Origin of the sequence: Kitasatospora sp. NPDC085464, from assembly GCF_044541955.1 — a bacterium.
Taxonomy (GTDB): Bacteria; Actinomycetota; Actinomycetes; order Streptomycetales; family Streptomycetaceae; genus Kitasatospora.
Genome location: NZ_JBITTM010000013.1, coordinates 115386 through 138846, shown reverse-complemented (window position 1 = coordinate 138846; position 23461 = coordinate 115386). Strand labels below are relative to the sequence as shown.

Sequence of the window (23461 nt, the reverse complement as noted above, 5' to 3'; positions counted from 1 at the left end):
ACGGCTGACAGATGACAGATGACAGATGACAGATGACGTTCTCTGAAATCTGTTCGCTGTCATCCGTCCGCTGCCATCGGTTCACTGAACCCTGTCGGCCGTCAGCCGCGCGCGGCGGCCGCGCGGGCGGCCGGCGAGGTGGCGAGGTAGCCCAGCGCCTGGCTGGAGGACCCCTCCTGGGTCGGGTGGTAGCCCGGCCGCAGGTACCGCAGCCCGGAGCGGATCGACCCGATCGGGTCCGGCAGCAGGCCGCGCTTGGCGATCCGCCCGGCTTCGCGCCAGCTGGGCTTGAGCCGCCCGGCCAGGGTCGGGTCGGCCGCGAGCAGGAAGCGGGCGCCGCGCACCCAGAGGTGGACCAGCAGCGGCCCGGACACCGCCATCCCGCGGATCCGCCTGAAGTAGCCCGGATCCAGGTGGACCATCAGGTCGTAGGCGACGCTGCGGTGCTCGACCTCCTCGGCGCCGTGCCAGCGCAGCAGGTCGAGCATCGTCGGGTCGGCCTTGGCCCGGTCCAGGCCCGGGGAGTTGAGGGCCCAGTTGCCGAGGAAGGCGGTGAAGTGCTCGATGGCCGCGATGAACGCGACCCGCTCGATGATGTTCTCCCGCCGCCGCGCCGGCGTCAGCCCCGGCTTGTCGCCCAGGACCCGCTGGAACAGCCAGGAGACCTGCCGGACGTACGGACGAGGGTCCAGCCCCTGGCCGAGCAGGTGGTCCAGGACTTCCTGGTGCGCCTCGGCGTGGATGGCCTCCTGCCCGATGAACCCGAGGACCTCCTCGCGCAGTTGGTCGTCCCGGATGAGCGGCAGCGCCTCCTTGAACACCTTGACGAACCAGCGCTCGCCCTCGGGCAGCAGCAGGTGCAGCACGTTGATGACGTGGGTGGCCATCGGCTCGTCCGGGATCCAGTGCAGTGGCAGCTGGGCCCAGTCGAAGCGGACGTCCCGGGGCTCCAGGACGAGGCTGTCGTGCACGCGTGCGGCGGGGGCGGCGAGGGCGGGGACAGGGGTGGATCGGGGCATGGCAGGCCCTCCTGACCTGGGGCGGCGGCTCGGCTCAGGGAAACGTACTCGCGGGTAGCGGCCGGGACAAGGGTTTCGGCGACCCTTATCGACATCGAGTCTAATAAGTGATGTGCACCGCTGGACGCCCCCGGAAACATCCCGGGAACCACGCGGGAACCGCGCGGCGGAACACGTGAAGGAAACGTGCGGTGAGAAACGCACGGGCCCCGCCGGACGCGACACGTCCGGCGGGGCCCTGCGGGCGGACGGCTCAGACCGCCATCGCCAGCATCAGCGGCGCCGCCCGGGCCGCCAGCAGTTCGGCGGCGGCCTTCAGCTTGTGGATGTTGTCCGCCGACATGGAGGTGGCCAGGCAGCCGACCGTGCTTCCCGCCGTGATCGGCACGGCGGCGCACACCGTGCCCAGCGCGTACTCCTGGATGTCCAGCACCGGCACGGTGGCCGGCTGCCGCTCCAGACGGTGCATCAACTGGTCGGCGTCGGTGACCGTTCGGGAGGTGAGCCGGGCGACCGGGTGCCGGGAGAGGTGGTCGCGCCGGGCGTCCGAGTCCAGCTGGCTGAGCAGGCACTTGCCGATCGCACTGGCGTGCGCCGTGGCCCGGAAGTCCACCCACTCCTGGACCGCCGGGGCGTAGTCGGCCGCCGAGACCGCCTCCACCGACAACTCGCCTTCGTGGTAACGGCTGAAGTACACCGCGGCGCCCAACTCGTCCCGGAGTTCGGCCAGTTTGCGGTTCAGTCGGGCATTGACCAGCTGCTCGCGGTTGTTCTGCCCGAGCAGGGCGAAGGTGCCGCCGAGCACCCAACCGCCGTCCTGGCACTGGAGATAGCCTTCGATCTCCAGGATCTCCGCGAGCCGCCGCACGGTCGGCAGCCCGAGCGAGGTCTCCCGCGCGAGGCCCACCAGGGTGGCGCCGTCGGGGTGGCGGTCGACCGCCTCCAGCAGTCTGAGGGCGTGCTGCAGGGAGGTGAACGGGCCGGTCAGGCCCTGGTCCAGCGCGGCGTGACGACCCGGGGCTGGTGTCGACATGTCGTCCCCTTCCGATGTCCCCCCACGGAGCGACCGCGGGCACGCACCAGCCTATCGACCCGGCGGGCCCGACGACTGCCGTCCGTGAATATCCGTGAACATTCCGTGGAGCAACCTCCGGTCGACCTGGGGAAACGCGCCCCGGAGGTCACGGTTCGGCGGTTACGGCCCGGTAGCAACAACCGGCAGTGACGAAGCCGACGGTGACGACCCGACAGCACCGCCCCGGGCCGAACGCCGCGACGGGCCCCTCCCCCACTGCCCAGGGGGGAGAGGCCCGCCGTGCGGCCACCGGGTGCGGGCCCGGTGGCCGGGGAGGGTGGTCGGTCGGCCGCGGCGGCCGTCAGCCCTCGTCGCCCGCGCGCAGCTTGGCGACGGCGGCGGCCAGGCGGGCGCCGTACTCCTCGTCCGCGGCGTGGAAGTGGGCGAGGTTCTTCTCGACGATGTCGTCGCGGGTCACCTGCGCCAGGAAGCCGGCGATGTTGTCGATCAGACGGGTCTTCTCCCCGGCCGACATCAGCCGGTAGAGCTCACCGGCCTGGAAGAAGTCGTCGTCCTTGCTGTGGGCCGGCGTGGTGTAGGTGCCGGTGTGGCCGTCGACCTTGACCGGCGCGGCGAGCGCGGCGTCGGTCTGGGCCGGGCCGTCGTACGAGTTGGGCTCGTAGTTCTTGCCGCGGCCCGCGGTGTTGGCGGCCATGAGGCCGTCCCGGCCGTAGTTGGCGGCCTCGGTGGGGCGCGGGGCGTTCACCGGCAGCTGGGTGTGGTTGACGCCGAGGCGGTAGCGCTGGGCGTCGGCGTAGGCGAACAGCCGGCCCTGGAGCATCTTGTCCGGGGACGGGCCGATGCCGGGCACGAAGTTGTTCGGCGAGAACGCGGACTGCTCGACCTCGCCGAAGACGTTCTCCGGGTTCCTGTTGAGCACCAGGCGGCCGACCTTGACCAGCGGGTAGTCGGCGTGCGGCCACACCTTGGTCAGGTCGAACGGGTTGAAGCGGTAGTCCGCGGCCTCGGCGACCGGCATCAGCTGGACGTAGAGGGTCCAGGACGGGAACACCCCGCGCTCGATGGCCTGGTGGAGGTCGCGCTGGTGCGAGTCGGCGTCGGCGCCGAGCACCTCGGCGGCCTGGTCGCCGTCCAGGCAGCGGACGCCCTGGTTGGTCTTGAAGTGGTACTTCACCCAGTAGGCGTCGCCCTCGGCGTTGACCCACTGATAGGTGTGCGAGCCGTAGCCGTTCATGTGGCGGTAGGAGGCCGGGATGCCGCGGTCGCCGAACAGCCAGGTGATCTGGTGGGTCGAGGCGGGCGAGTGGGCCCAGAAGTCCCAGACGTTGTCCGCCTCCTGCACGCCGGTGTACGGGTCGCGCTTCTGTGAGTGGATGAAGTCGGGGAACTTGATCGGGTCCTTGATGAAGAACACCGGGGTGTTGTTGCCGACGAGGTCGTAGTTGCCGTCCTCGGTGTAGAACTTCAGCGCGAAGCCGCGCGGGTCGCGCACCGCGTCGGCCGCGCCGAGGTTGCCGGCCACGGTGGAGAAGCGCAGGAAGACCTCGGTGCGCTTGCCGACCTCGGAGAGGAAGCCCGCCCGGGTGTAGCGCGACACCTCGTCGGTGACCTCGAAGTAGCCGTAGGCGCCGGAGCCGCGGGCGTGCACGACGCGCTCCGGGATGCGCTCCCGGTTGAACCGGGCCAGCTTCTCCAGCAGCTGCTGGTCCTGGATCAACAGCGGGCCGTACTCGCCGGCCGAGGCCGAGTTCTGGTTGTCGGCGATCGGGGCGCCGGACTCCGTGGTCAGGATCTTGGACATGGAGGGTCCTTCAGGTGTCGATAAGGGCGTTGCATGGAGGGTGGGCTGACGATCCGTCGGGCTGTCGCCCCGGCCGGGGGGTCAGGCCCCGAGCAGGCGCCAGGCGGCCGCGCGGCGGCGGGAGGAGTGCTCGCCGTCGGGGCCGTCGGTCGGCCGGAGCGCCGCGACGGCGGCGCCGACGGCGGCCGGGTCCGCCAGCGGGCGGGCGGCGGTCAGCGCGGCGGCCTCGTCGGCGGTCAGCCCGGCCTCGGTGAGGGCGGTGGCGGCCTCGTCGGCCGGGACGGCGTTGAACCAGCGCAGCGCGAGGGCCGCGCGGCCGGCCTCGGTGAGGCGGCCGGTGAGCCGGAGGCGGGCGAGGCCGCCGTCCGGGTAGACGTTGATGCGCACGTGGGTCACCGGGCGGCCGGTGTCGAGCCGGAAGCGGTGCCGGGTGTCGGGCTGGAGCCGGGTGCGCGGCAGCAGCTCGAACCACTCGCCGTCGGCCGGGTCGGCCCCGGTCGAGGCGTCGAAGCCGATCAGGTCGGCCCAGCCGGGGGCGTTGGCGACGAAGTGGGACGTGTCCACCTCGGCGGCCAGGACCTCGCCGCCCCCGGCCAGGGCGATCTGCACCCAGTCGTTGGCCTTGTCGCGCCGACGCCGGGTCTCCCAACCGTCGCCCATGACGGAGGCGCGGCCGGGAGCGTTCAGGTTGTGCGGGGAGGAGAAGTAGCGGTCGGACGCCGCCTCGGCGACGCCGCCGTACTCCTGGGCGGCCAGGTCGAAGGTGAGGCCGTCCAGCTCGCGCGGGTCGGGCAGCACCTCGCCGTGCACGCGCAGCCGGGCGACGCCGCCGTCCGGGAAGATGTTCAGCCGTACGTGGGTGTAGCGGGCGTCGTCGTCGACGGCGAACTCGTGCGCGGTGTTCCCGCGCAGCGGGGTGCGCGGCACGATCGTGGTCCACCGGGCGGCCTGCAGCTCCTCCGGCGAGGGGTGGCCGGGGACGGACACGGCCTGGACCGAGCCGGATTCCGGGTAGTTGCCCGTGAAGTGGGCGGTGTCCACGATCACGCCGCGGATCGCGCCGGCGACGCCGAGCCGGACGATCGCCCAGTCGTGGTCCTGGTCGGTGGGGTGCGGCTGCTCGGCGGAGACGCCGCGGCGGCGCTTGGACTCCCAGCCGTCCATGATCTGGCCCTTGTGGCCGAAGGTGTGCGGGCGGAACTCGGCCGGCTTGGCGACCAGCAGGTTCTCGGCGTCCGCGAAGGTGTCCTCGTTGGTGGCGACGACGCCCGCGCCGAGCAGTCGGGAGGCCAGGTCGACCAGCTCGGTGAACGGAGCGCTCGGGGTGTCGGCAGTGGTCACTGACTCTCCTTCAGGAGCGATCGGACGGGGTGGCGGTACGCGCGGCGGTACGGTCGGCGACAGGAGCGGCGGCAGGAGCGGCAGCCGGGGCCGCGGGCCGGGCGAGCTGCCGGCCGAAGGGGCGGGCCGCGGTGTCCACCTCGCGGCCGCGGAGCCAGGTGGTGCGCACCGCGCCGGTGAGGGTCCGGCCCGCGTACGGGGTCACCGGGTTGCGGTGGTGCAACCCGCTCGCCCGGACGGCGAACTCGCCGTCGGGGTCGAAGGCGACCAGGTCGGCGTCGTGGCCGGGCGCGATGGCGCCCTTGGTGCCGGTGAGGCCGACCAGTTCGGCCGGTCCGGCGGACATCCAACGCACGACGTCGGACAGGGTGTGACCGCGGCGGCGGGCCTCGCTCCAGACGGCCGGCAGGCCGAGCTGCAGCGAGGCGATGCCGCCCCAGGCAGCCGCGAAGTCCCCGCTGCCGCCGTACTCGGGCAGCAGCTTGAGGTCGGGGGTGGACGGCGAGTGGTCGGAGACGACGGCGATGAACTCGCCGTTCGCCAGGGCCTCCCAGAGGGCGTCCCGGTTGGACTCGTCGCGGATCGGCGGGCAGCACTTGAAGGCGGTGTCGCCGTCGGGCACCTGCTCGGCCGCGAGGGTCAGGTAGTGCGGGCAGGTCTCGGCGGTCACCCGGACGCCGTCCTCGCGCGCCCGGCGCAGCAGGGGCAGCACGGCGGCGGAGGAGACGTGCAGGATGTGCACCCGGGCGCCGGTGCGCCGGGCGGTGTCGAGCAGGTGGGCGACGGCCGCGGTCTCGGCGTCGGCGGGGCGGGAGGCCAGGAAGTCCCGGTAGTGGACGCCGGGTTGCTGCGGGGCGGCGGCGAGAACGGTCGGGTCCTCGGCGTGGATGATCGCCAGCGCCCCGATCCGGGCCTGCTCGGCCAGCGCGGCCTCCAGGTCGGCGGCCTCGACGTGCGGGAACTCGTCCACCCCGGAGGGGGCGAGGAAGCTCTTGAAGCCGAACACGCCCTCGCGGTGCAGGGGTTCGAGGTCGGCGACGTTTCCGGGGACGGCCCCGCCCCAGAAGCCCAGGTCGACCCACGCCTGACCCTCGGCGGTCTTCCGCTTGACCAGCAGTCCCTCCACCGTGGTGGTGGGCGGGATCGAGTTGAGCGGCATGTCGATGATCGTGGTGACGCCGCCGGCCGCGGCGGCCCGGGTGGCGGTGGCGAAGCCCTCCCACTCGGTGCGGCCGGGCTCGTTGACGTGCACGTGGGTGTCGACCAGGCCGGGCAGCAGGGCGGTGTCGCCGAGGTCGGCGAGCTCGCGGTCGCCGGCCGGGAGCGAGCCGTGCGCGGCGACCTGCTCGATCTTCCCGTCCCGGATCAGCACGTCCGCGGGGCGCTCGCCGTCGGGCAGGACCGCCCGTCGGGAGCGGATCACCGTCGGCTGACTGAAAGGCATGGGAGACCTCCGGGACCAAGGAGTCGGGGGTGGTGGTTTGGGGGGCGCTTCGCAACGGTTCGCGGCAACGATTCGCGGGAGGGGCGAAGGAAGGGGCGAGGAGGGAGGCGAGGGAGGAGGCGGGGATTGCGGGGAGCCTAGGCCCGCCTTCAACAAAACGTCAATGGATGAACCTACGAGGGTTCAGCGCGGCAGCAGCACACCGGCCAACCGCTCCCCCGCGACCTCGGCCAGCTCGGCGGCCCTGGCCATGCTGTCCCCGGGCTGTTCGGCCAGGTCGGTCAGCGCGATCGCGGCGGCGAAGCCGGCCGCCCGCCACTGCGGCTCGGCGAGTTCCAGCCGGCCCGCCACGGCAGCCACCCGAACCCCCGCCCGGGCGGCCGCCGCGGCAACCCCGGCGGGGGCCTTGCCGTGGAGCGTCTGCGCGTCCAGGCAACCCTCGCCGGTCACGACGAGGCGTGCCCCACGCACGGCCTCGTCGAAGCCCAGCAGGTCGAGCAGCAGCTCGATGCCGGGTCGCATGGTGGCGCCGAGCAGGGCGAGGGCGGCGAAGCCCACCCCGCCCGCGGCGCCGGCGCCGGGGGCCTCCCGGACGTCCCGTCCGGTGGCTTCGGCGACGAGGTCGGCGAACCGGGTGAGTCCTTCCTCCAGGACCACCAGGTCGTCGCCGTCCGCGCCCTTCTGCGGACCGTAGACGGCTGTGGCGCCGCGCGGCCCGAGCAGCGGGTTGTCCACGTCGCAGGCCACCACGATCTCGACACCGCCCAGCGCGTCGGCCAGCGGGCCGAGCTCGATCTCCGCGAGCCTGCGCAACGCGGCACCGCCGGGAGGGAGTTCGGCGCCGTCGGCGTCCCGCAGGCGCACCCCGAGCGCCTGCACCATGCCCGCACCGCCGTCCGTACAGGCGCTGCCGCCGAGGCCCAGCACGATCCGCTTGACGCCGAGCGAGACGGCCCGGGCGATCAGCTGGCCGACCCCGAAGGACCCGGCAGCGAGCGGGGCGGTCCGGCCGCCGGGCAGCCGGGCGAGGCCCGAGGACTGCGCCAGTTCGACGACGGCCGTGTCACCCCGGACGGCGAGCGCGGCGTCCACCGGCAGACCGGTCGGACCGGCCACCTTGGCCGGCACGCGGTCGAAGCCGGCCGCGAGCGCGGCGGCCAGGGTGCCCTCGCCGCCGTCGGCGACGGGCAGCTCGCGCACCTCGGTGCCGGGCGCGGCGCGGCGGATGCCGGCGGCGATCCGGGCGGCCACCTCGGCGCCCTCCAGGCTGCCCTTGAACTTGTCGGGGGCGACGACCACATGGCCCTGGCGGGGGGTGGGGGGCATGGTGCGGTCCTCGCTTCCGTACGGGTGTGGCGGTGGTACTGCGACGTGCGTCAAGCATGTGCCCGGAGGTCCGGGGGTGCGAGCCCCTCGGCCCGAACCGGTGTGAACGGTCCCTGCCCGGACCGGTGTGAACGGGCCCGGTGTGAACGGGACCGCTCTGAACGGGCCCTGCCCCGGGAGGGTGCGACCCCCTCCCCGCCGTTCCCCCCGTCCCGCTTCCGACGTACGGGGGGCTCCCCTCGGCGGGGAGGGGGCCAGGCGACGCGCAGGCACGACCGAAGTGCCCCCTGGTGGGAGTACGCATCACCGGCTGGATCGACCGGCGGGCGGGCGGATGAGCCCCAGCCCGCACGCCGGTCGGGTTCGACCTCCTGGCGGCGCGGGCACGACCGGATGGGTACACGCCGCCAGGAGGAGTCAGGGACGGGGGCTCCGCGCGGGAGCCCCCGAGGGTGTTACGCGACCTCGCGGCCGGAGAGCCGCTCGACGCCGCGCAGCAGCGCCGAGTGGTCGAGCGAGCCGTCGCCGTTGGCCCGGGCGGAGGCGACCAGCTGGGCCACCACGGCGCCGACCGGCAGCGCGGCGCCCACGGCGCGGGCGGCGTCGGTGACGATGCCCATGTCCTTGTGGTGCAGGTCGATCCGGAAGCCCGGGGCGAACTCGCGGTTCAGCATGTTCGCCTTCTTGCGATTGAGCACGGTGGAGCCGGCCAGGCCGCCGCCGAGCACGTCCAGCGCGGCCTGCAGGTCGACGCCGGCGTTCTCCAGGAAGATCACGGCCTCGGCCAGCACCTGGATGTTGACGGCGACGATCAGCTGATTGGCGGCCTTGACGGTCTGGCCGGCGCCGGCCGGACCGACGTGGATCACGGTGGTGCCCAGCGCGTCGAACAGCGGCTTGGCCTCGGCGAAGTCCTCGGCGGCGCCGCCGACCATGATCGACAGGACGGCCTCGACGGCACCGGCCTCGCCGCCGGAGACCGGGGCGTCCAGCGTACGGACGCCCTTCTCCTTGGCGGCCGCCTCGACCTTGATCGAGGTCTGCGGGGTGATCGAGGACATGTCGATCACCAGGGTGCCGGGCTTGGCGTTCTCCAGCACGCCGCCCTCGCCCAGGATGACCTGCTCGACGTGCGGGTCGGCCGGGACCATGGTGATGACGACCTCGGCGTCCTGCACCGCGTCCGCGATGGAGGCGGCGTCGTGGCCGCCGGCCGCGACCAGGGCGTCGATCTGCGGCTGGGTGAGGTTGAAGCCGGTGACGTGGTGGCCGGCCTTGACCAGGTTGGCGGCCATCGGGCTGCCCATGATGCCGAGGCCGATGAAGGCGATCTTGCGGCTCATCGCGTCGAGTTCCTTACGTGTGCGGGGTTGGAGGGTGGGTCGGCGGCGCGTCGCGTCGCGGCTCGGCGAGCGCTACGCGGCGGCGCGCAGCTCGCGCGGCAGCCACCCGAAGCTGTCGGCGCTGACGCCGGTGGAGGGGCGGTACTCCAGGCCGATCGGGCCGGTGTAGCCGGCGGCGGTGAGCCGGGCGAACAGGTCCTCGAAGTCCAGGCCGCCGGTGCCGGGCTCGTTGCGGCCCGGGTTGTCGGCGATCTGCACGTGGCCGATGCGGTCGGCGTACGCGTCGATGACCTGCGCGAGGTCCTCGCCGTTCTTGGCCAGGTGGTAGAGGTCGCACAGGAACCGGGCGTTGCCCAGGCCGGTGGCGGCGTTGACCTTGTCGACGACCTCGACCGCCGCGGCGGCGGAGACCAGCGGGTAGTCCGGGGACTCGGCCCCGTTCAGGGCCTCGATCAGCAGGACCGCGCCGATCCCGTGCGCCGCCCGGGCGGCGAGCACCAGGTTCTCCAGCGCGAGGGCGTCCTGCTCGGCCGCCTCGACGCCCGCCACCCGGTTGCCGTACAGCGCGTTGAGCGCCTTGGTGCCGAGCGAGCCGGCGATCCCGGCGGCGACCGGGACGTTGGCCCGGAAGCGGTCCCGCTCGGACGGTACGGAGACCGTCCCGCGGGCGCCCCTGCCGAGGTCGTCCAGGAAGTTGAGGCCGGTGAGCCGCACCCCGGCGTCGGTGAACGCCTTGCGGAGCGCGTCGATCTCGGCCTCCGAGGGGTCGTGCTCCTCGCCGAAGGGCCACCAGAGCTCGGCGGCGGTGAAGCCGGCCGCGGCGGCCGCGGCGGGGCGCTCCAGGAGGGGCAGCTCGCCGAACAGGATCGACAGGTTGACCGTGAAGTGGTGCTTGGCAGCGGCCGTCACGTCAATCACCTCTCATCTCTCTTCCGTCATCCGCAACTTCCACGATCCGGAAGAGGGATTCTGTGTGGTGGAAGCATCTCCGGACGGCGAAGCGAGTGTCAAGGGCGTCGCAACAATTTGTTGAAGACGCTCGGAGTGCACTCCACCACCCCGCCCCCGGCTGTTCGATCACCCAGCCCCTGCCCGCCCGCACCCCCGCTCGATACAGTGATCCCGTGCGATTGATGGTGGAGTTCACGACAGAACCGTTCGAACTGGACACGTTCCCGGAGCACGCCGCGGCGGCCCGCAAGGCGGTCGACGACGCCGGCCTGGCCGTGTCGGTCGGCCCCTTCGGGACCGGCGCCGAGGGCGAGGCCGACCAGGTCCTCGCCGCGGTGACCAAGCTGCTCCGGGAGACCCTGGATGCGGGCGCGACCCGCATCTCGGTCCAGGTCAGCGTCCTGGACGAGGAGGGCGGTACGCCGTGACCGAACACGTGGAACACCCGCTCGCCGCGGCGATAAAGCCGCTGCTGGACGCGGTCGGCGCGACGCCCGTCCCGTTGGACGAGGCGAAGCCCGAGGACGTCGTCCTGGAGTGGGAGGGCACGCCGGCACTGGCCGTCCGGCTGCCCCACCTCAGCAGCGCGCTGGACCGGCTGCTGGCCGAGATGACCCGCCAGTTCGACGGCCGCCCGCTGGCCGAGCTGGACCGGCTGGAGAAGCAGCGGGTCGTCGCCCTGCTGGAGGAGCGCGGCGCCTTCACCGTCCGCCACGGCGTCGAGACGGTCGCCTCGGCCCTGGGCGTCAGCCGCTTCACGGTGTACAACTACCTGAACCGCCAGGACGGCTCGAAGTCCTCCTGACGAGCTTCCCGAAGCCCCCTCGCGAGGGCTTCCGAACGGGTGACCCCGTCGGTGCGGCCAGTCTGGATCGGCCCGCGGCGGGGCACACTTGGCGAATCGCACACGAAAGGGCCCGGCACGGCGGGCCGGTTCAAAACGTAACCACCAACCGTTCAACAAAGTGTTGACGGCCGGGTGGGGTCGATCTAGCTTTTCCGGGTGGCACCACTCTTCAGGAGGTCCACCCGTGACCAACCACCCCCACGCCCTTGACGCCCTGGCTGCGGTCGACGCCGCCGAGCTGGAAGCGATCCTGCTGGAGGTATGCTCCAGCCCCCGCTGGGCCGCCGCGGTAGCGGAGGCCAAGCCCTGGTCCGACCGCGGGGCCCTGCTCGCCGCCAACGCGGCGGCCATGGCGTCGCTGACGGCCGAGGACCTGCGCGACGCGATGGCCGGCCACGCCCGGATCGGCACGCCCAAGCCGGGCGACGCCACCTCCGAGCGCGAACAGGCCGGGATCCAGGGCGTGGACCAAGCGGTCCTCGACGAACTGCGCGAGGCCAACGCCGCCTACGAGGCGAAGTTCGGCCACGTGTTCCTGATCTGCGCGACCGGCCGCACCGCGACCGGCATGCTCGCCGCCCTGCGCGAGCGCCACCCCAACGACGCCGCCACCGAGGCGGAGATCGTCCGCGGGGAGCTGCGCAAGATCAACGACATCCGGCTCAACCGTCTGATCGACACGGCCTGATCGACACCGCCTCATCGGCATCGCCCGATCGGCACCCCCGATCGGCACTCTCCGATCGACACCGCCCGATCGACACCGGCCCGACCAGCACCTCTGATCGACCGTCAGCCCGTGTCGCTCCCGCACCCGGACAGGCCGGCATGTCACAAGGAACCTGACGCACCATCACCTCTGCCATCAGTAAGGTCACTTCACCCATGACTGGCATCTCCACCCACGTGCTCGACACCAGCCTCGGCCGCCCGGCCGAGGGTGTCCCGGTCGAGCTCGCACTGCACACCGAGGGTGGCTGGCAGGTGCTCGGCACCTCCGCCACGGACTCCGACGGCCGGGTCAAGGACCTCCCGGTCGTGGAGGCGGGCTCGGTCGTCCGGCTGCTCTTCGACACCGGTGCCTACTACGCGCTCAAGTCCACGGAGCCGCCGTTCTTCCCCGAGGTCTCGATCGTCTTCACGGTCGCGCCCGAACAGCACCACTACCACGTGCCGCTGCTGCTCAACCCGTTCGGATACTCGGTCTACCGCGGAAGCTAGTAGACCGACCTGGAAGCTCTAGGAGCCACGTCATGGCCCACGTGCTCGGTCAGAACCAGTACGGCAAGGCGGAGAACCGCATCGTCCGGATCTCCCGCGACTCCACCCGGCACGAGATCAAGGACCTGAACGTCTCGGTCTCCCTCCAGGGTGAGTTCGAGGACGTCCACCTCACCGGGTCCAACGCCAACTGCCTCCCCACCGACACCACCAAGAACACCGTCTACGCCTTCGCCAAGGAGTACGGCATCGAGTCGGCCGAGGCCTTCGGCATCGTCCTGGCACGCCACTTCGTCGACAACACCGAGCGCGGCGTCGTCCACGGCGCCCGGATCCGGATCGAGGAGTACTCCTGGGACCGGATCAGGACGCCGGACAGCTCGGCCCGCTTCATCGGCTCGGAGGAGGTCGGCCACTCCTTCGTCCGCACCGGCCAGGAGGTCCGCACCACCGAGATCTCCTACGACGGCGAGACCGTCCGGGTCATCTCCGGCCTCAAGGACCTCGTGGTGATGAACTCCACCAACTCGGAGTTCTGGGGCTACATCAAGGACAGGTACACCACCCTGCAGGAGGCGTACGACCGCATCCTCGCCACCCAGGTCACCGCCCGCTGGAAGTACGGCTACAGCGGCAGGGACGGCGAGGCCCAGCCCAACTGGAACCGCTCCTACGCCCACGTGAAGCGGCACATGCTGGAGGCGTTCGCCGAGACCTACTCCTACTCGCTGCAGCAGACCCTGCACGCGATGGGCACCCGGGTCCTCAACAACCGCGCCGAGGTGGACGAGGTACGCCTCGAACTGCCCAACAAGCACCACTTCCTCGTCGACCTGGAGCCCTTCGGCCTCAAGAACGAGAACGAGGTCTACTACGCCGCGGACCGCATGTACGGCCTGATCGAGGGCACCGTGCACCGCGAGGGCGTCGTCCCGGTCATCCCGGTCGTCTGACCTCCTCCACCCGTGGACACCGCCCGGAATCGCCGTACCCTCCGGCCCTCGCAGGCCGGTCGAGCCCGGGCGGGCAGGTCCACGCGCACCACCCGCACCACCCGTTTCTCCACCCGCACCACCCGCACCACCAGTTTCTCCACCCCCACCCACCGGAGTTCGTGTCTGCCTCGCGGCGGCCGGCCCGGGGCACTGGAGAAGCACCCCGAGGAATCCTTGCTCCGCCGTCCCGTCCTCGGGGGGTCTCCAGCGCCGCGGGCGCGCCGGGAGCCACGGGCACAAGAGGGGCTCGACATGGCACCCAGCAACACCAGCAGTACAGACGGCGGTTCCACCCCTGCAAGAACCCACGGCCCGGAGGGCTCACCGGCACACCTCCCCGGTGATCCCTCCGTCCACGGGCCCCACCCCGTGGACGAGTTGCTGCCCCCGGTGAAGCTGGTCTCCACCGGACTCCAGCACGTCGCCGCGATGTACGCGGGAGTCGTCGCACCCCCGCTCATCGTCGGCGCCGGCGTCGGGCTCTCCCCCGCCGAACTCGCCCTGCTCATCTCGGCCAGCCTGTTCACCGCCGGACTGGCCACCCTCCTCCAGACGCTCGGCGTCTGGAAGATCGGCGCGCGGCTGCCGTTCGTGAACGGCGTCTCCTTCGCGGGGGTCGCGCCCATGATCGCCATAGCGAAGGAGCACGGACCGAAGGACGCCCTCCCGGTGATCTTCGGAGCGGTGATCGTCGCGGGGGTCCTGTGCTTCCTCGCGGCGCCGTACTTCTGCAAGCTCATCCGGTTCTTCCCCCCGGTCGTCCAGGGCACCGTGATCACCCTCATCGGGGTGTCCCTGCTCCCGGTGGCGGTCAACTGGGCGCGCGGCGGCTCGCCGAGCGCCCCCGGGTACGGCTCCATGCGGGCCATCGGCCTCGCCGCGACCACCCTCGTCGCGGTGGTGCTCTGCAACCGGCTGCTGCGCGGCTTCTGGCAGCAGCTGTCCCTGCTCATCGGCCTGGCGTTCGGCACCCTGACCGCCCTCCCGCTGGGACTGGCCGACTTCGGCGCGGTCCGGGACGCGAAGGTCTTCGCGCTCCCCTCCCCGTTCCACTTCGGCGCGCCGATGTTCGACGCTGCCGCGATCGCCTCGCTCTGCATCGTCATGGTGGTCTCGATGACCGAGTCCACCGCCGACATGCTCGCGCTCGGCAAGATCGTCGACCGCGAGGCCGACGAGCCCACCCTCGCCGCCGGCCTGCGGGCCGACGGCCTGGCCACCGCGCTCAGCCCCGTCTTCAACGGCTTCGCCGCCAGCGCCTTCGCCCAGAACATCGGGCTGGTGGCGCTGACGAAGATCCGCAGCCGCTTCGTGGTCGCGGCCGGCGGCGGCATCCTGGTCCTGCTGGGGCTGTTCCCCGTGCTGGGCTCGGTCGTCTCCCTGGTGCCGCAGCCCGTCCTCGGCGGCGCCGGGATCGTGCTCTTCGGCACGGTCGCGGCGAGCGGCATCCGCACCCTCGCGGAGGCGGGCATGGAGTCCAGCTCCCACACCATCCTGGTGTCGGTCTCCCTCGGCGTCGGCATCATCCCCATCGCGGTGCCGACGTTCTACGACCCCTTCCCGGAGGCCGTCCGGACCCTGATGCACTCGGGGATCTCGGCCGGCTGCGTGATGGCCGTCCTGCTCAACCTGCTCTTCCACCACGTCGGAACCACCCGCCGGTCCAGATCCGGCCAGGCCTCCGGCGCGACGGTGCCGACGGCGACACCGTCCTGACCGGCCCGGGAGGGGCGCGTGCCACCCGCACACGCCCGACGCGCACCCCTCCCGGCCCTCCCCCCTAGGAGTGACACCATGGCAGTCCAGCCCCCACCCGCCGACCAGCGCATCGTGATCGAGAACGTCGCGATCGCCACCGTGGACGCGAACGACACCGAGTACGCCCGCGGGCACGTGGTCATCCTCGGCAACACGATCGAGGCGGTCGGCTCCGGCCCCGCCCCCGCGTGGCTGGACAACGTGGTGCGCCGGATCAACGGCGAGGGCCACCTGGTCACCCCCGGCCTGGTCAACACCCACCACCACTTCTACCAGTGGATCACCCGCGGCCTCGCCCAGGACGACATCCTGTTCGACTGGCTGGTCGCCCTCTACCCGACCTGGGCCCGGATCGACGACAAGCTCGTCCACGCCGCCAGCCAGGGCTCCGCCGCCGCCCTGCTCAAGTCCGGCTGCACCACCGCCTCGGACCACCACTACGTGTTCCCCAGGGACGGCGGCGACATCCTCGGCGCCTCGATCGAGGCCGTCCAGGAGCTCGGCCTGCGCTTCACCGCGCTGCGCGGCTCGATGGACCGCAGCAAGAAGGACGGCGGCCTGCCGCCGGACCACGCCGTCGAGGAGCTGGACGACATCCTGGCCGCCTCCGAGGCCGCCGTCGACCGGTACCACGACTCCTCCTTCGGCTCGATGCTGCACGTCGCCATCGCGCCCTGCTCGCCCTTCTCGGTCTCCACCGACCTGCTCCGCCAGTCCGCCGAACTCGCCCGCCGCAAGGGCGTCCGGCTGCACACCCACGGCTCGGAGACCGCCGAGGAGGAGCAGTTCTGCAAGGAGCTGTTCGGCATGGGCCCGACCGACTACTTCGAGTCGGTCGGCTGGCTCGGCGAGGACGTCTGGATGGCGCACTGCGTCCACATGAACGACTCCGACATCGCCAAGTTCGCCGAGACCGGCACCGGCGTCGCCCACTGCCCGTCCTCCAACGCCCGCCTCGCCGCCGGCATCGCCCGCGTACCCGACATGCTCCGGGCCGGCGTCCCGGTCGGCCTCGGCGTGGACGGCACCGCCTCCAACGAGTCCGGCGAACTCGGCACCGAACTGCGCAACGCGCTGCTCATCAACCGGCTGCACGGCTCCCCCAAGGCCCTCACCGGGCGACAGGCGCTGCGCCTCGGCACCATGGGCGGCGCCCGGGTGCTCGGCCGGCAGGACGAGATCGGCTCGATCGAGGTCGGCAAGCTCGCCGACCTGGCGCTCTGGAAGATCGACGGGGTCATGCACTCCTCCATCGCCGACCCGGTCGCCGCCCTCACCTTCGGCGCGCTGCCGCCCCTGTCGGTGCTGTTCGTCAACGGCAACGCGGTGGTCGAGAAGGGACAGCTGACCACCGTCAACGAGGACCGCATCGCGCGCGACTGCGCCCGGGCCGCCAGGGAGCTGGCGGCCCGGCCGGTCTGACGCACCCTCGGACTCCGGGGCGCCCAGGGACGGTGCGCACCCGGACTCCGCGCACCCCGCCGCGGGTGCGCGGACCGCGGCCCCGGACCCACGGCGAGGGTCCGGGGCCGCGGCGCGCCCGGCCCGGCCCGGCCGGCTCCCACCCCCGTGGGGAACCGGCCGGACGATCAGGAGGGCTCCGGAGCGCTCCCGGGGGTCAGTGGACGGCGGTCGGCCGCTCCCCGCTCACCGCTGCTCGCTCCGACTCCGGGTCCGTGTCCGGGTGACGGCCGGGAGCGCGGCACCCGCGAGGGCGAACACGCCCGCCAGGACCGCCCAGCCGACCGCACCGTGGTCCACCACCGTCAGGCCGACCACCACCGGACCGAGCACGTGCGCCGCCGCCTGGCCGCTCATGAAGACGCCCTGGTACTCACCGTGGGACCGCGGATCGGCCAGGTCCAGGCTCAGCGTCCAGCCGCCGGCCGAGGTGAGCAGCTCGCCGAGGCTGTGGACCAGGGCGCCGAGCAGGATCGCCGCCGTGGCGACCGCCGCCGGGCCGAGCTGCGCCGCCGCGTACAGCAGGCAGCCGCCCGCCAGCAGCAGCGCACCCCGCAGACAGGCCCGCGCCGCCGACGGGACGTCCACGACGCCCCGGCTCGCCCGCACCTGGAACACCACCACCAGCAGGCAGTTGACCACGTTGACGGCGGCCACCACGGCCGCGGGCGCATCCGTCGCGAGGACGGTCCAGAGCGGTATCCCCACGCTGAGCAGCGCGAGCTGCAGCTCCAGGACGGCGTGCAGCGCGGCCACGAGCAGGTAGCGGCGGTCGCGCAGGGCTGCGCCCCGGGTCCGCACCGGGGCGCAGCTGCCGGCGTCCCGACCGTCCGTCACGTCGGCGACGGGCAGCCCCGCCAGGAGCACCGCGGCACCGAGGAAGCTGACCGCGTCCAGGACCATCACGGTCACGTAGCCCGTGTAACTGTCCGCCTGCAGGGCCAGGGCCGCGCCGCCCGAACCGACCACCAGACCGGCGTTCATCACCGACCGCAGCAGCGCCCGCGAGTGGACCTGCCGCTCCGCCGGGAGCACCCGGGCGATCAGCGCGCTGCGCACCGCCGCCGCGCCGCGCTCCAGCAGCGTCGCCACGCAGGCGAGCGCGACGAAGGCGGCGAAGGAGTGCACGAAGGCGTACCCGAGGACGGCGACGGCCTCCAGCGGCCCGACCACGAGCAGCAGCCGCTTGCTGCCGACCCGGTCGGCGAGCCGCCCCGCGGGCACCCCGGCGAACACCCCGCAGACGCCGGCCGCGGCGAGCCCGAGCGCCGTCTGCCCCGGGGTCAGGCCGACGGAGCGGGTCAGGAACAGCACGCTGACCGTCACGAACAAACCGTTGCCGATGTTGGTCACCAGGCTCATCAGGGCGAGCCGGCGCACCAGCGGGTCATGACGGAGGAGGCGTCCGGAACTGGCCGGACGCACGGCGGTCGTAGTCATGGCAGAAGGAGACCGGGGTTTCCGAAGCCGCGGAACTCTTTTACCGTTGCGGTCAATGTTCGAGTTCCGCTTGGGCGTCGACGACCTCGCCGCCACCTGGTTCGGCTACTCCGCCCTGCAGGAGGCGGTGTTGAGCGTGCGCGCCCGCCTCTGGCCGGGCCGCTACCCGGAGCAGCAGCCGTGGATCGCCGGCTGGCAGGAGCGCTACCAGACCCTGGACACCGCGCTGTTGGAGTCGATGATCGCGCCGGTCGGCTTCGTGCCCGACTTCCTCACGCCACGCCCGCTCGGCCCCCGCCCGGACTTCGCGACGGAGGTGGAGCGGCTGGCAGCCACGCCGGCGGAGGTGGTACGGGCCGACGTGCTGGAGGCGTACCGGGGCGGCGGGAACCCGAGCCCGCTGCCGCCGGTGCTGAGCGCGCTGATCGACGACCCGGCGGCCCTGGCCGTCCGGCTGGCCGAGGCGCTGGACGCGTACTGGACGCACTGCCTCGCCCCCGCCTGGTGGCCGCGCGCCCGGTCGGTGCTGGAGGCGGACATCGCCTACCGGGGGCGGATGCTCTCGGAGCGCGGGGCGGAGGGGCTGTTCGCGGACCTCGACGCCCGGCTGACCTGGCACGCCGGGGTGCTGCGGCTCGTCGACCCGCACCCGGCCGTGAAGGCGGTGGGCACCACGGTGGACGTCGCGGGGCGGGGGCTGGTGCTGATCCCCACGCTGTTCGGGCTCGGCGCGCAGACCGACGTCACCCAGGCGGGGCCGCCGCTGGTCTGCTACCCGGCCCGCGGCAAGGCGACGATGGCGGAGGGGCTGGGTGCGCAGCTGCCGTCGGCGCGGGCGGGCGCGGCGCTGGTGGGGCTCATCGGGGCGCCGCGGGCGCGGCTGCTGGTGATGCTGGAGACCCCGGCGAGCACGACGGAGCTGGCGCAGCGGCTCGGGGTCACCCCGGGCGCGGTCAGCCGCCACCTGGGCGCGCTCGCCGCGGCGGGGTTGCTGGACCGCACCCGGCACGGCCACCGCGTCCTGTACCGGCGCAGCCGACTGGGCAACGCGCTGGTGGCGGGCGCGGACGGGTGACAGGGGTCGGCGAACAGGATTCAGCTGACAACTTTCATCATCTGTCAGCTGTTATCCGTCGGTCGTCGGCTGAAGGTTGCCGCCGACTGCTCCGCCTCCACCCCCGCCCCGCCACCGTCAGGCCGAGCGCCCGATCGTCGCCAGGTAGGCGCGCCAGCCGCCGTGGTGGGTGATCTCGCGGTGCACCCCGCGCTCGACCTCCCCCCGGGCGAGCAGCATGGAGAAGCAGGCGGAGCCGTCCGCCAACGTGACGACGCCCAGCTCCAGTTCGCGCGGCTCGCCGGGCAGGATGACGTCCCGCAGCCGCTCCAGGCCGACGTCGTACAGCTCGCCCTCGATGGCGGTGTCGACGTTCGGGTCGGGCAGCAGCCCCGGGCAGACGTCCGTGCCGCCGCTGTGGTCGATGGAGAAGAAGCGGTAGCCGGGTGCGGTCCGTACGGGCCCGATCAGCGCGTCGGCGACCTTGGCGTGGAACGGGCCGCCGACCATCGCCTGGCCGTTGAAGAAGATGCGCGGCATGGGTGGACTCCTCGTGGGAAAGGCCGTTCCGTACGGCGACGAGAGGACAGGTGGATTCGTCGCCGTACGGAACGGAGTAACGGGCCGCCGGAGTGCTACAGCCTGGCAGGCGTCGGCGCCGGCAGCGGCGGACTACGTTGGTCTCAGCCCAGCAGGGGCAGCGCGGGGAGGGTCAGGAAGTCCGCGAACTCCTCGGCCAGGGCGACCTGTTCGAAGAGCTTGGCGGCCTCGCGCCAGCGGCCGGCGCTGTAGGCGTCCTCGCCCAGCTCGGCGAGGAGTTCGGCGAGCTCCGTGGCGACGAGCGCGCGGACCAGCTCGGCGGTGGCCTTCTCGCCGGTGTCGGACAGCACGACCCCGTTGTGGATCCACTGCCAGATCTGCGAGCGGGAGATCTCGGCGGTGGCGGCGTCCTCCATCATGTTGAAGATGGCGACCGCGCCCAGCCCGCGCAGCCAGGCCTCGATGTAGCGGATGCCGACCTGGACGGCGTTGTGCAGCCCCGCGTGGGTGCAGGTGCCGCCGGCGCCGGCGACGTCGAGCAGCTGGGCGGCGGTGACCGGCTCGGACGGGCCGGGGTCGTCCTTCTGGTTGGGCCGCTCGCCGAGGACCGCGTCGAAGGAGGCGCGGGCGACCGGCACCAGGTCGGGGTGGGCGACCCAGGAGCCGTCGAAGCCGTTGCCGGCCTCGCGGTCCTTGTCGGCCTTGACCTTCTCCAGTGCGGCCGCGTTGACCTCGGGGTCCTTGCGGCTGGGGATGAACGCGGCCATGCCGCCGATCGCGTGGGCGCCGCGCCGGTGGCAGGTCTGCACCAGCAGGCGGGTGTAGGCGGCCATGAACGGCGAGGCCATGGTGACGCTGTTGCGGTCCGGCAGGATGTAGTGCTCGCCGGCGTCGCGGAAGTTCTTGACGATCGAGAACAGGTAGTCCCAGCGGCCCGCGTTGAGGCCGGCCGCGTGCTCGCGCAGCTCGTACAGGATCTCGTCCATCTCGAAGGCGGCGGTGATGGTCTCGATCAGGACGGTGGCGCGGATGGTGCCGTGCGGGATGCCGAGTTCGGCCTGGGCGTGGGTGAACACGTCGTTCCAGAGCCGGGCCTCCAGGTGGCTCTCGGTCTTCGGCAGGTAGAAGTACGGCCCGGAGTTGGGGTCGTCGGTGCCCTTGGCGAGCAGCCGGGCGGCGTTGTGGAAGAAGTACAGGCCGAAGTCGAGGAACGCGCCGGCGACCGGGGTGCCGTCGACCAGCAGGTGGTTCTCGTCCAGGTGCCAGCCGCGCGGGCGGACCACGACGGTGGCGAGCTCGGCGGCGGGCTTGAGGGTGTAGGCCTTGCCGGCCGGGGTGGTGAAGTCGATCCGGCTCTCGTAGGCGTCGATCAGGTTGATCTGGCCGCTGACCACGTTCTCCCAGGTCGGGGAGGTGGCGTCCTCGAAGTCGGCGAGCCAGACCCGGGCCCCGGAGTTGAGGGCGTTGATGACCATCTTGCGGTCGGTCGGGCCGGTGATCTCGACCCGGCGGTCCCGGAGCGCGCGCGGCGCCTCGGCGACCTTCCAGTCCGCGGCCCGGACGTCGGCGGTCCCGGGGAGGAAGTCCAGCGTGCCGGCCGCCGCGATCTCGGCGCGTCGGGTCTTCCGCCTGGCCAGGAGTTCCTGCCGGCGGCCCTCGAAGGTGCGGTGAAGGCCGACGACGAAGGCCACGGCCTCCGGAGTGAGCACCTCCTCCGCCCGGTGGACGCGCGGACCGGCGACAGTGACGACCGGAGCGGCGGGAGAGGAGGTGGTTGGGGGTACCCCCGGCCGGAGGCTGGGGGAGGGCCCCTGATCTGCAGCCATGAGCAGGACACTCCTAAGACGGTTGAGCCTGGCGAAGGGAGCTCCGGTGGGAACTTCCTCGTGTACTTCCTCGGTCGATTCCCGCCTGTCGGCGAGATCGATTCTGTAAGGTGGAGACTAGTTTCCGCGATACAGAATTTCAACGGTTTGTTGAAGAGGTCGCCGGGACTCTACTCCTCCCCGACAGCGAAGGGAACGCCGGTGGTTGCGACCCCCGACACAGCATCGACGACGGGCGCCGACCGCGCGAGCGGCGGCGTGCAGTCCGTCGAACGCGCCTTCCAACTCCTGGAGGCGCTGGCCGACTCGGGCGGCGTGGCCACGCTCAGCGAGCTCTCCACCAGTTCCGGCCTCCCGATGCCGACCATCCACCGCCTGGTTCGTACCCTCGTGCAGCAGGGCTATGTCCGCCAGGACACCGCACGCCGCTACACCCTCGGCCCCCGGCTGATCCGCCTCGGCGAAACCGCCGGCCGCCTGCTCGGCAGCTGGGCCCGCCCCTACCTGGCCGAACTCATGGAGGCCACCGGTGAGACCGCGAACCTGGCGGTGCTGGAGGGCGGCGAAGTGGTGTACGTCGGGCAGGTGCAGTCGCGGCGCTCGATGCGGATGTTCACCGAGGTCGGACGGCGGGTGCAGCCGCACTGCACCGGCGTCGGCAAGGCGCTGCTCGCCCAGCTCCCCGAGGAGGAGGCGCGCGCCGTGCTCGGCCCCAACCCGCTGCCGGCGCACACCGAGTACACGGTCACCGACCCGCAGGAGCTGATGCGCCAGCTCGCCGAGGCGCGCGAGCGCGGCTACGTCGTCGACGACCAGGAGCAGGAGATCGGCGTCCGCTGCATCGCGCTCGCCGTCCCGGGCGCCCCGACGCCCACCGCCCTCTCGGTCTCCGGGCCGGAGGCGCGCATCCGGGCGCTGGAGGAGCAGGCCGGCGCGGCCTCGCTGGTCCCGGTGATGCACCAGATCGCCACCCGGCTCGGGCAGGTCCTCGCACCCTGACCCTCCGTCAACCTGCTTGGTAGTACGGCGAGGCGGGCGATCTCGGCGGGCGAGGAAGGACCGGCGCGGCGGGCGGGCAGGACAGTCTCGTAGGACGGGGCTGAGCCGTTGCGGAGCGGGCAGGCCGACCGCCGCCCCGCCGGGCAGGCCGACGGGCCGGCGTCCTCCGTTCGAGCGCACGGCGGGCGGGGCGGGTCGGGTCGCGCCAGGTCACGGCAGCGTCTCGGCCACCCTGGTGCCGACGCGGCCCGCGACGGTGCCGGCCGCCGGAGCACGAGAGCAGGGTGACCGGGATGAGACACCGGGATGTACGGGGTGGCGCGGACCCGCGGCGCGGCGCGAGAGTCGGGGGGTTCGGCCGGGTCGGGGGGTTCGGCCGGGTCGGGCTGGTCGCGGTCGTGACGGCGAGCTGCGCGGCGACGGTGCTGGCCACCGGCCCGTCCTGGGCACTGCGTCGGCCTGAGCCACGCCCGGCGGTGGATGTCGTCACGCCGAACGCGCCGGTCGTGCCCGTCGTGCCCGTCGCGCCGGTCGCACCGGGCGGGTCCGCCGGCCCCGGGGTGTCGACGCTGCCGGCCCTGGTCGCCCAGCCGTCCCACTCCCGCCTGCAGGTGGTCCGGCTCGACCCGGAGGCGGCAGCGCCCGACGGCACCACGACGATCCACGCCTTCGTCGCCAACCGGGGCCCGGAGACCACCGCCTCCCCGTTCACGGTCGTGGTCACCCTGCCGCCGGGTGTGACCCCGGTGGGCCCGTTCTTCCCCGAGGACTGCGAGGTGTTCCAGGGCGGCCACCGGGTGCGCTGCGTCTTCGGCCCCGGGCTGAAGGAGGGGCGCAGCGCGACCGCCCTCGTCCCGGTCCGGCTGGATCCCGATCTGCCCGTGGGAACCCTGAGCGGCGGCTGGGTCGCGGTGCGCAGCGCGGACGACCAGGACGAGAGCAACCACCGGCAGCCGTTCGACATCACGGTCGCCGAGCCGGCCGACGGCTCCTGAACCACGTCGACCCACCGGTCACCGGCCGCCGGCGAGCGGCCGCCGGCTTCCGGTGACCGGTGGG

Annotated in this window: 19 protein-coding genes and 2 pseudogenes; 10 read left to right on the top strand and 11 right to left on the bottom strand. The window is 72.8% G+C overall.

Annotation, left to right across the window (positions count from 1 at the left end):
• Window positions 1-101 precede the first annotated feature (101 nt).
• The 8 genes and pseudogenes from ACIGG8_RS14060 to ACIGG8_RS14025 form a co-directional block, all read right to left on the bottom strand.
• The gene (locus tag ACIGG8_RS14060; RefSeq protein ID WP_396547934.1) at window positions 102-1019 is read right to left on the bottom strand and encodes a metal-dependent hydrolase; all 918 of its coding nucleotides are present in this window, start codon (window positions 1017-1019) and stop codon (window positions 102-104) included.
• Window positions 1020-1272: 253 nt separating this feature from the next.
• The gene (locus tag ACIGG8_RS14055) at window positions 1273-2052 is read right to left on the bottom strand and encodes an IclR family transcriptional regulator (RefSeq protein WP_396547932.1); all 780 of its coding nucleotides are present in this window, start codon (window positions 2050-2052) and stop codon (window positions 1273-1275) included.
• Between the two features lie 343 nt (window positions 2053-2395).
• Window positions 2396-3856, bottom strand: coding sequence for a catalase (locus ACIGG8_RS14050; protein WP_396547930.1), 1461 nt, complete (start codon window positions 3854-3856; stop codon window positions 2396-2398).
• Window positions 3857-4150: 294 nt separating this feature from the next.
• Window positions 4151-5260, bottom strand: a pseudogene (gene alc, locus ACIGG8_RS14045) (allantoicase); the annotation flags it as partial.
• Window positions 5208-6641, bottom strand: a complete 1434-nt coding sequence (allB, locus tag ACIGG8_RS14040; RefSeq protein WP_396547928.1) for an allantoinase AllB — start codon at window positions 6639-6641, stop codon at window positions 5208-5210. The gene allB and the pseudogene alc, both read right to left, overlap by 53 nt.
• A gap of 183 nt (window positions 6642-6824) precedes the next feature.
• Window positions 6825-7967 (bottom strand): glycerate kinase, encoded by a 1143-nt coding sequence (locus ACIGG8_RS14035; protein ID WP_396547926.1) that lies wholly within the window; start codon window positions 7965-7967, stop codon window positions 6825-6827.
• Between the two features lie 455 nt (window positions 7968-8422).
• Window positions 8423-9325, bottom strand: a pseudogene (locus ACIGG8_RS14030) (2-hydroxy-3-oxopropionate reductase); the annotation flags it as partial.
• A gap of 57 nt (window positions 9326-9382) precedes the next feature.
• Window positions 9383-10228 (bottom strand): TIM barrel protein, encoded by an 846-nt coding sequence (locus ACIGG8_RS14025; protein WP_396547924.1) that lies wholly within the window; start codon window positions 10226-10228, stop codon window positions 9383-9385.
• Window positions 10229-10443: 215 nt separating this feature from the next.
• Here ACIGG8_RS14025 and ACIGG8_RS14020 point away from each other — a divergent pair, with 215 nt between their 5' ends.
• The 7 genes from ACIGG8_RS14020 (at window position 10444) to ACIGG8_RS13990 (ending at window position 16504) form a co-directional block, all read left to right on the top strand.
• On the top strand, window positions 10444-10689 hold the full coding sequence (locus ACIGG8_RS14020; protein WP_396548013.1) for a thiamine-binding protein: 246 nt from the start codon (window positions 10444-10446) through the stop codon (window positions 10687-10689).
• Window positions 10686-11066 (top strand): helix-turn-helix domain-containing protein, encoded by a 381-nt coding sequence (locus ACIGG8_RS14015; RefSeq protein ID WP_350525496.1) that lies wholly within the window; start codon window positions 10686-10688, stop codon window positions 11064-11066. Before ACIGG8_RS14020 ends, ACIGG8_RS14015 begins: the two co-directional genes overlap by 4 nt.
• Window positions 11067-11292: 226 nt before the next feature.
• Window positions 11293-11796, top strand: a complete 504-nt coding sequence (uraD, locus tag ACIGG8_RS14010) for a 2-oxo-4-hydroxy-4-carboxy-5-ureidoimidazoline decarboxylase (protein ID WP_396547921.1) — start codon at window positions 11293-11295, stop codon at window positions 11794-11796.
• 197 nt (window positions 11797-11993) lie between these two features.
• Window positions 11994-12329, top strand: a complete 336-nt coding sequence (gene uraH, locus ACIGG8_RS14005) for a hydroxyisourate hydrolase (RefSeq protein WP_396547919.1) — start codon at window positions 11994-11996, stop codon at window positions 12327-12329.
• 32 nt (window positions 12330-12361) lie between these two features.
• Window positions 12362-13282 (top strand): factor-independent urate hydroxylase, encoded by a 921-nt coding sequence (gene pucL, locus ACIGG8_RS14000; protein ID WP_396547917.1) that lies wholly within the window; start codon window positions 12362-12364, stop codon window positions 13280-13282.
• Window positions 13283-13576: 294 nt separating this feature from the next.
• Window positions 13577-15040 (top strand): nucleobase:cation symporter-2 family protein, encoded by a 1464-nt coding sequence (locus ACIGG8_RS13995; protein WP_396547916.1) that lies wholly within the window; start codon window positions 13577-13579, stop codon window positions 15038-15040.
• Window positions 15041-15118: 78 nt separating this feature from the next.
• Window positions 15119-16504 carry an 8-oxoguanine deaminase gene (locus ACIGG8_RS13990; protein ID WP_350525491.1) on the top strand — a complete coding sequence of 462 codons (1386 nt, stop codon included), beginning with the start codon at window positions 15119-15121 and terminating at the stop codon, window positions 16502-16504.
• A gap of 225 nt (window positions 16505-16729) precedes the next feature.
• On the opposite strand, the gene ACIGG8_RS13985 is transcribed toward ACIGG8_RS13990, so the two are convergent.
• Window positions 16730-17983 carry an MFS transporter gene (locus ACIGG8_RS13985; RefSeq protein WP_396547914.1) on the bottom strand — a complete coding sequence of 418 codons (1254 nt, stop codon included), beginning with the start codon at window positions 17981-17983 and terminating at the stop codon, window positions 16730-16732.
• 55 nt (window positions 17984-18038) lie between these two features.
• Between ACIGG8_RS13985 and ACIGG8_RS13980 the strand changes: the two genes are divergently transcribed.
• Window positions 18039-19058: a helix-turn-helix domain-containing protein gene (locus tag ACIGG8_RS13980; RefSeq protein ID WP_396547913.1), complete on the top strand. Its 1020-nt coding sequence runs from the start codon at window positions 18039-18041 to the stop codon at window positions 19056-19058.
• A gap of 117 nt (window positions 19059-19175) precedes the next feature.
• Here the strand turns inward: ACIGG8_RS13980 and ACIGG8_RS13975 are convergent, their stop codons facing one another.
• Both ACIGG8_RS13975 and aceB read right to left on the bottom strand, forming a co-directional pair.
• Window positions 19176-19577 (bottom strand): gamma-glutamylcyclotransferase, encoded by a 402-nt coding sequence (locus ACIGG8_RS13975; protein ID WP_396547911.1) that lies wholly within the window; start codon window positions 19575-19577, stop codon window positions 19176-19178.
• 143 nt (window positions 19578-19720) lie between these two features.
• Complete coding sequence (aceB, locus tag ACIGG8_RS13970) at window positions 19721-21403, bottom strand: malate synthase A (protein WP_396547910.1); 1683 nt, start codon at window positions 21401-21403, stop codon at window positions 19721-19723.
• Between the two features lie 201 nt (window positions 21404-21604).
• Between aceB and ACIGG8_RS13965 the strand changes: the two genes are divergently transcribed.
• On the top strand, window positions 21605-22402 hold the full coding sequence (locus ACIGG8_RS13965; protein WP_350526237.1) for an IclR family transcriptional regulator: 798 nt from the start codon (window positions 21605-21607) through the stop codon (window positions 22400-22402).
• A gap of 398 nt (window positions 22403-22800) precedes the next feature.
• Window positions 22801-23397 carry a hypothetical protein gene (locus ACIGG8_RS13960; protein ID WP_396547908.1) on the top strand — a complete coding sequence of 199 codons (597 nt, stop codon included), beginning with the start codon at window positions 22801-22803 and terminating at the stop codon, window positions 23395-23397.
• Window positions 23398-23461 lie beyond the last annotated feature (64 nt).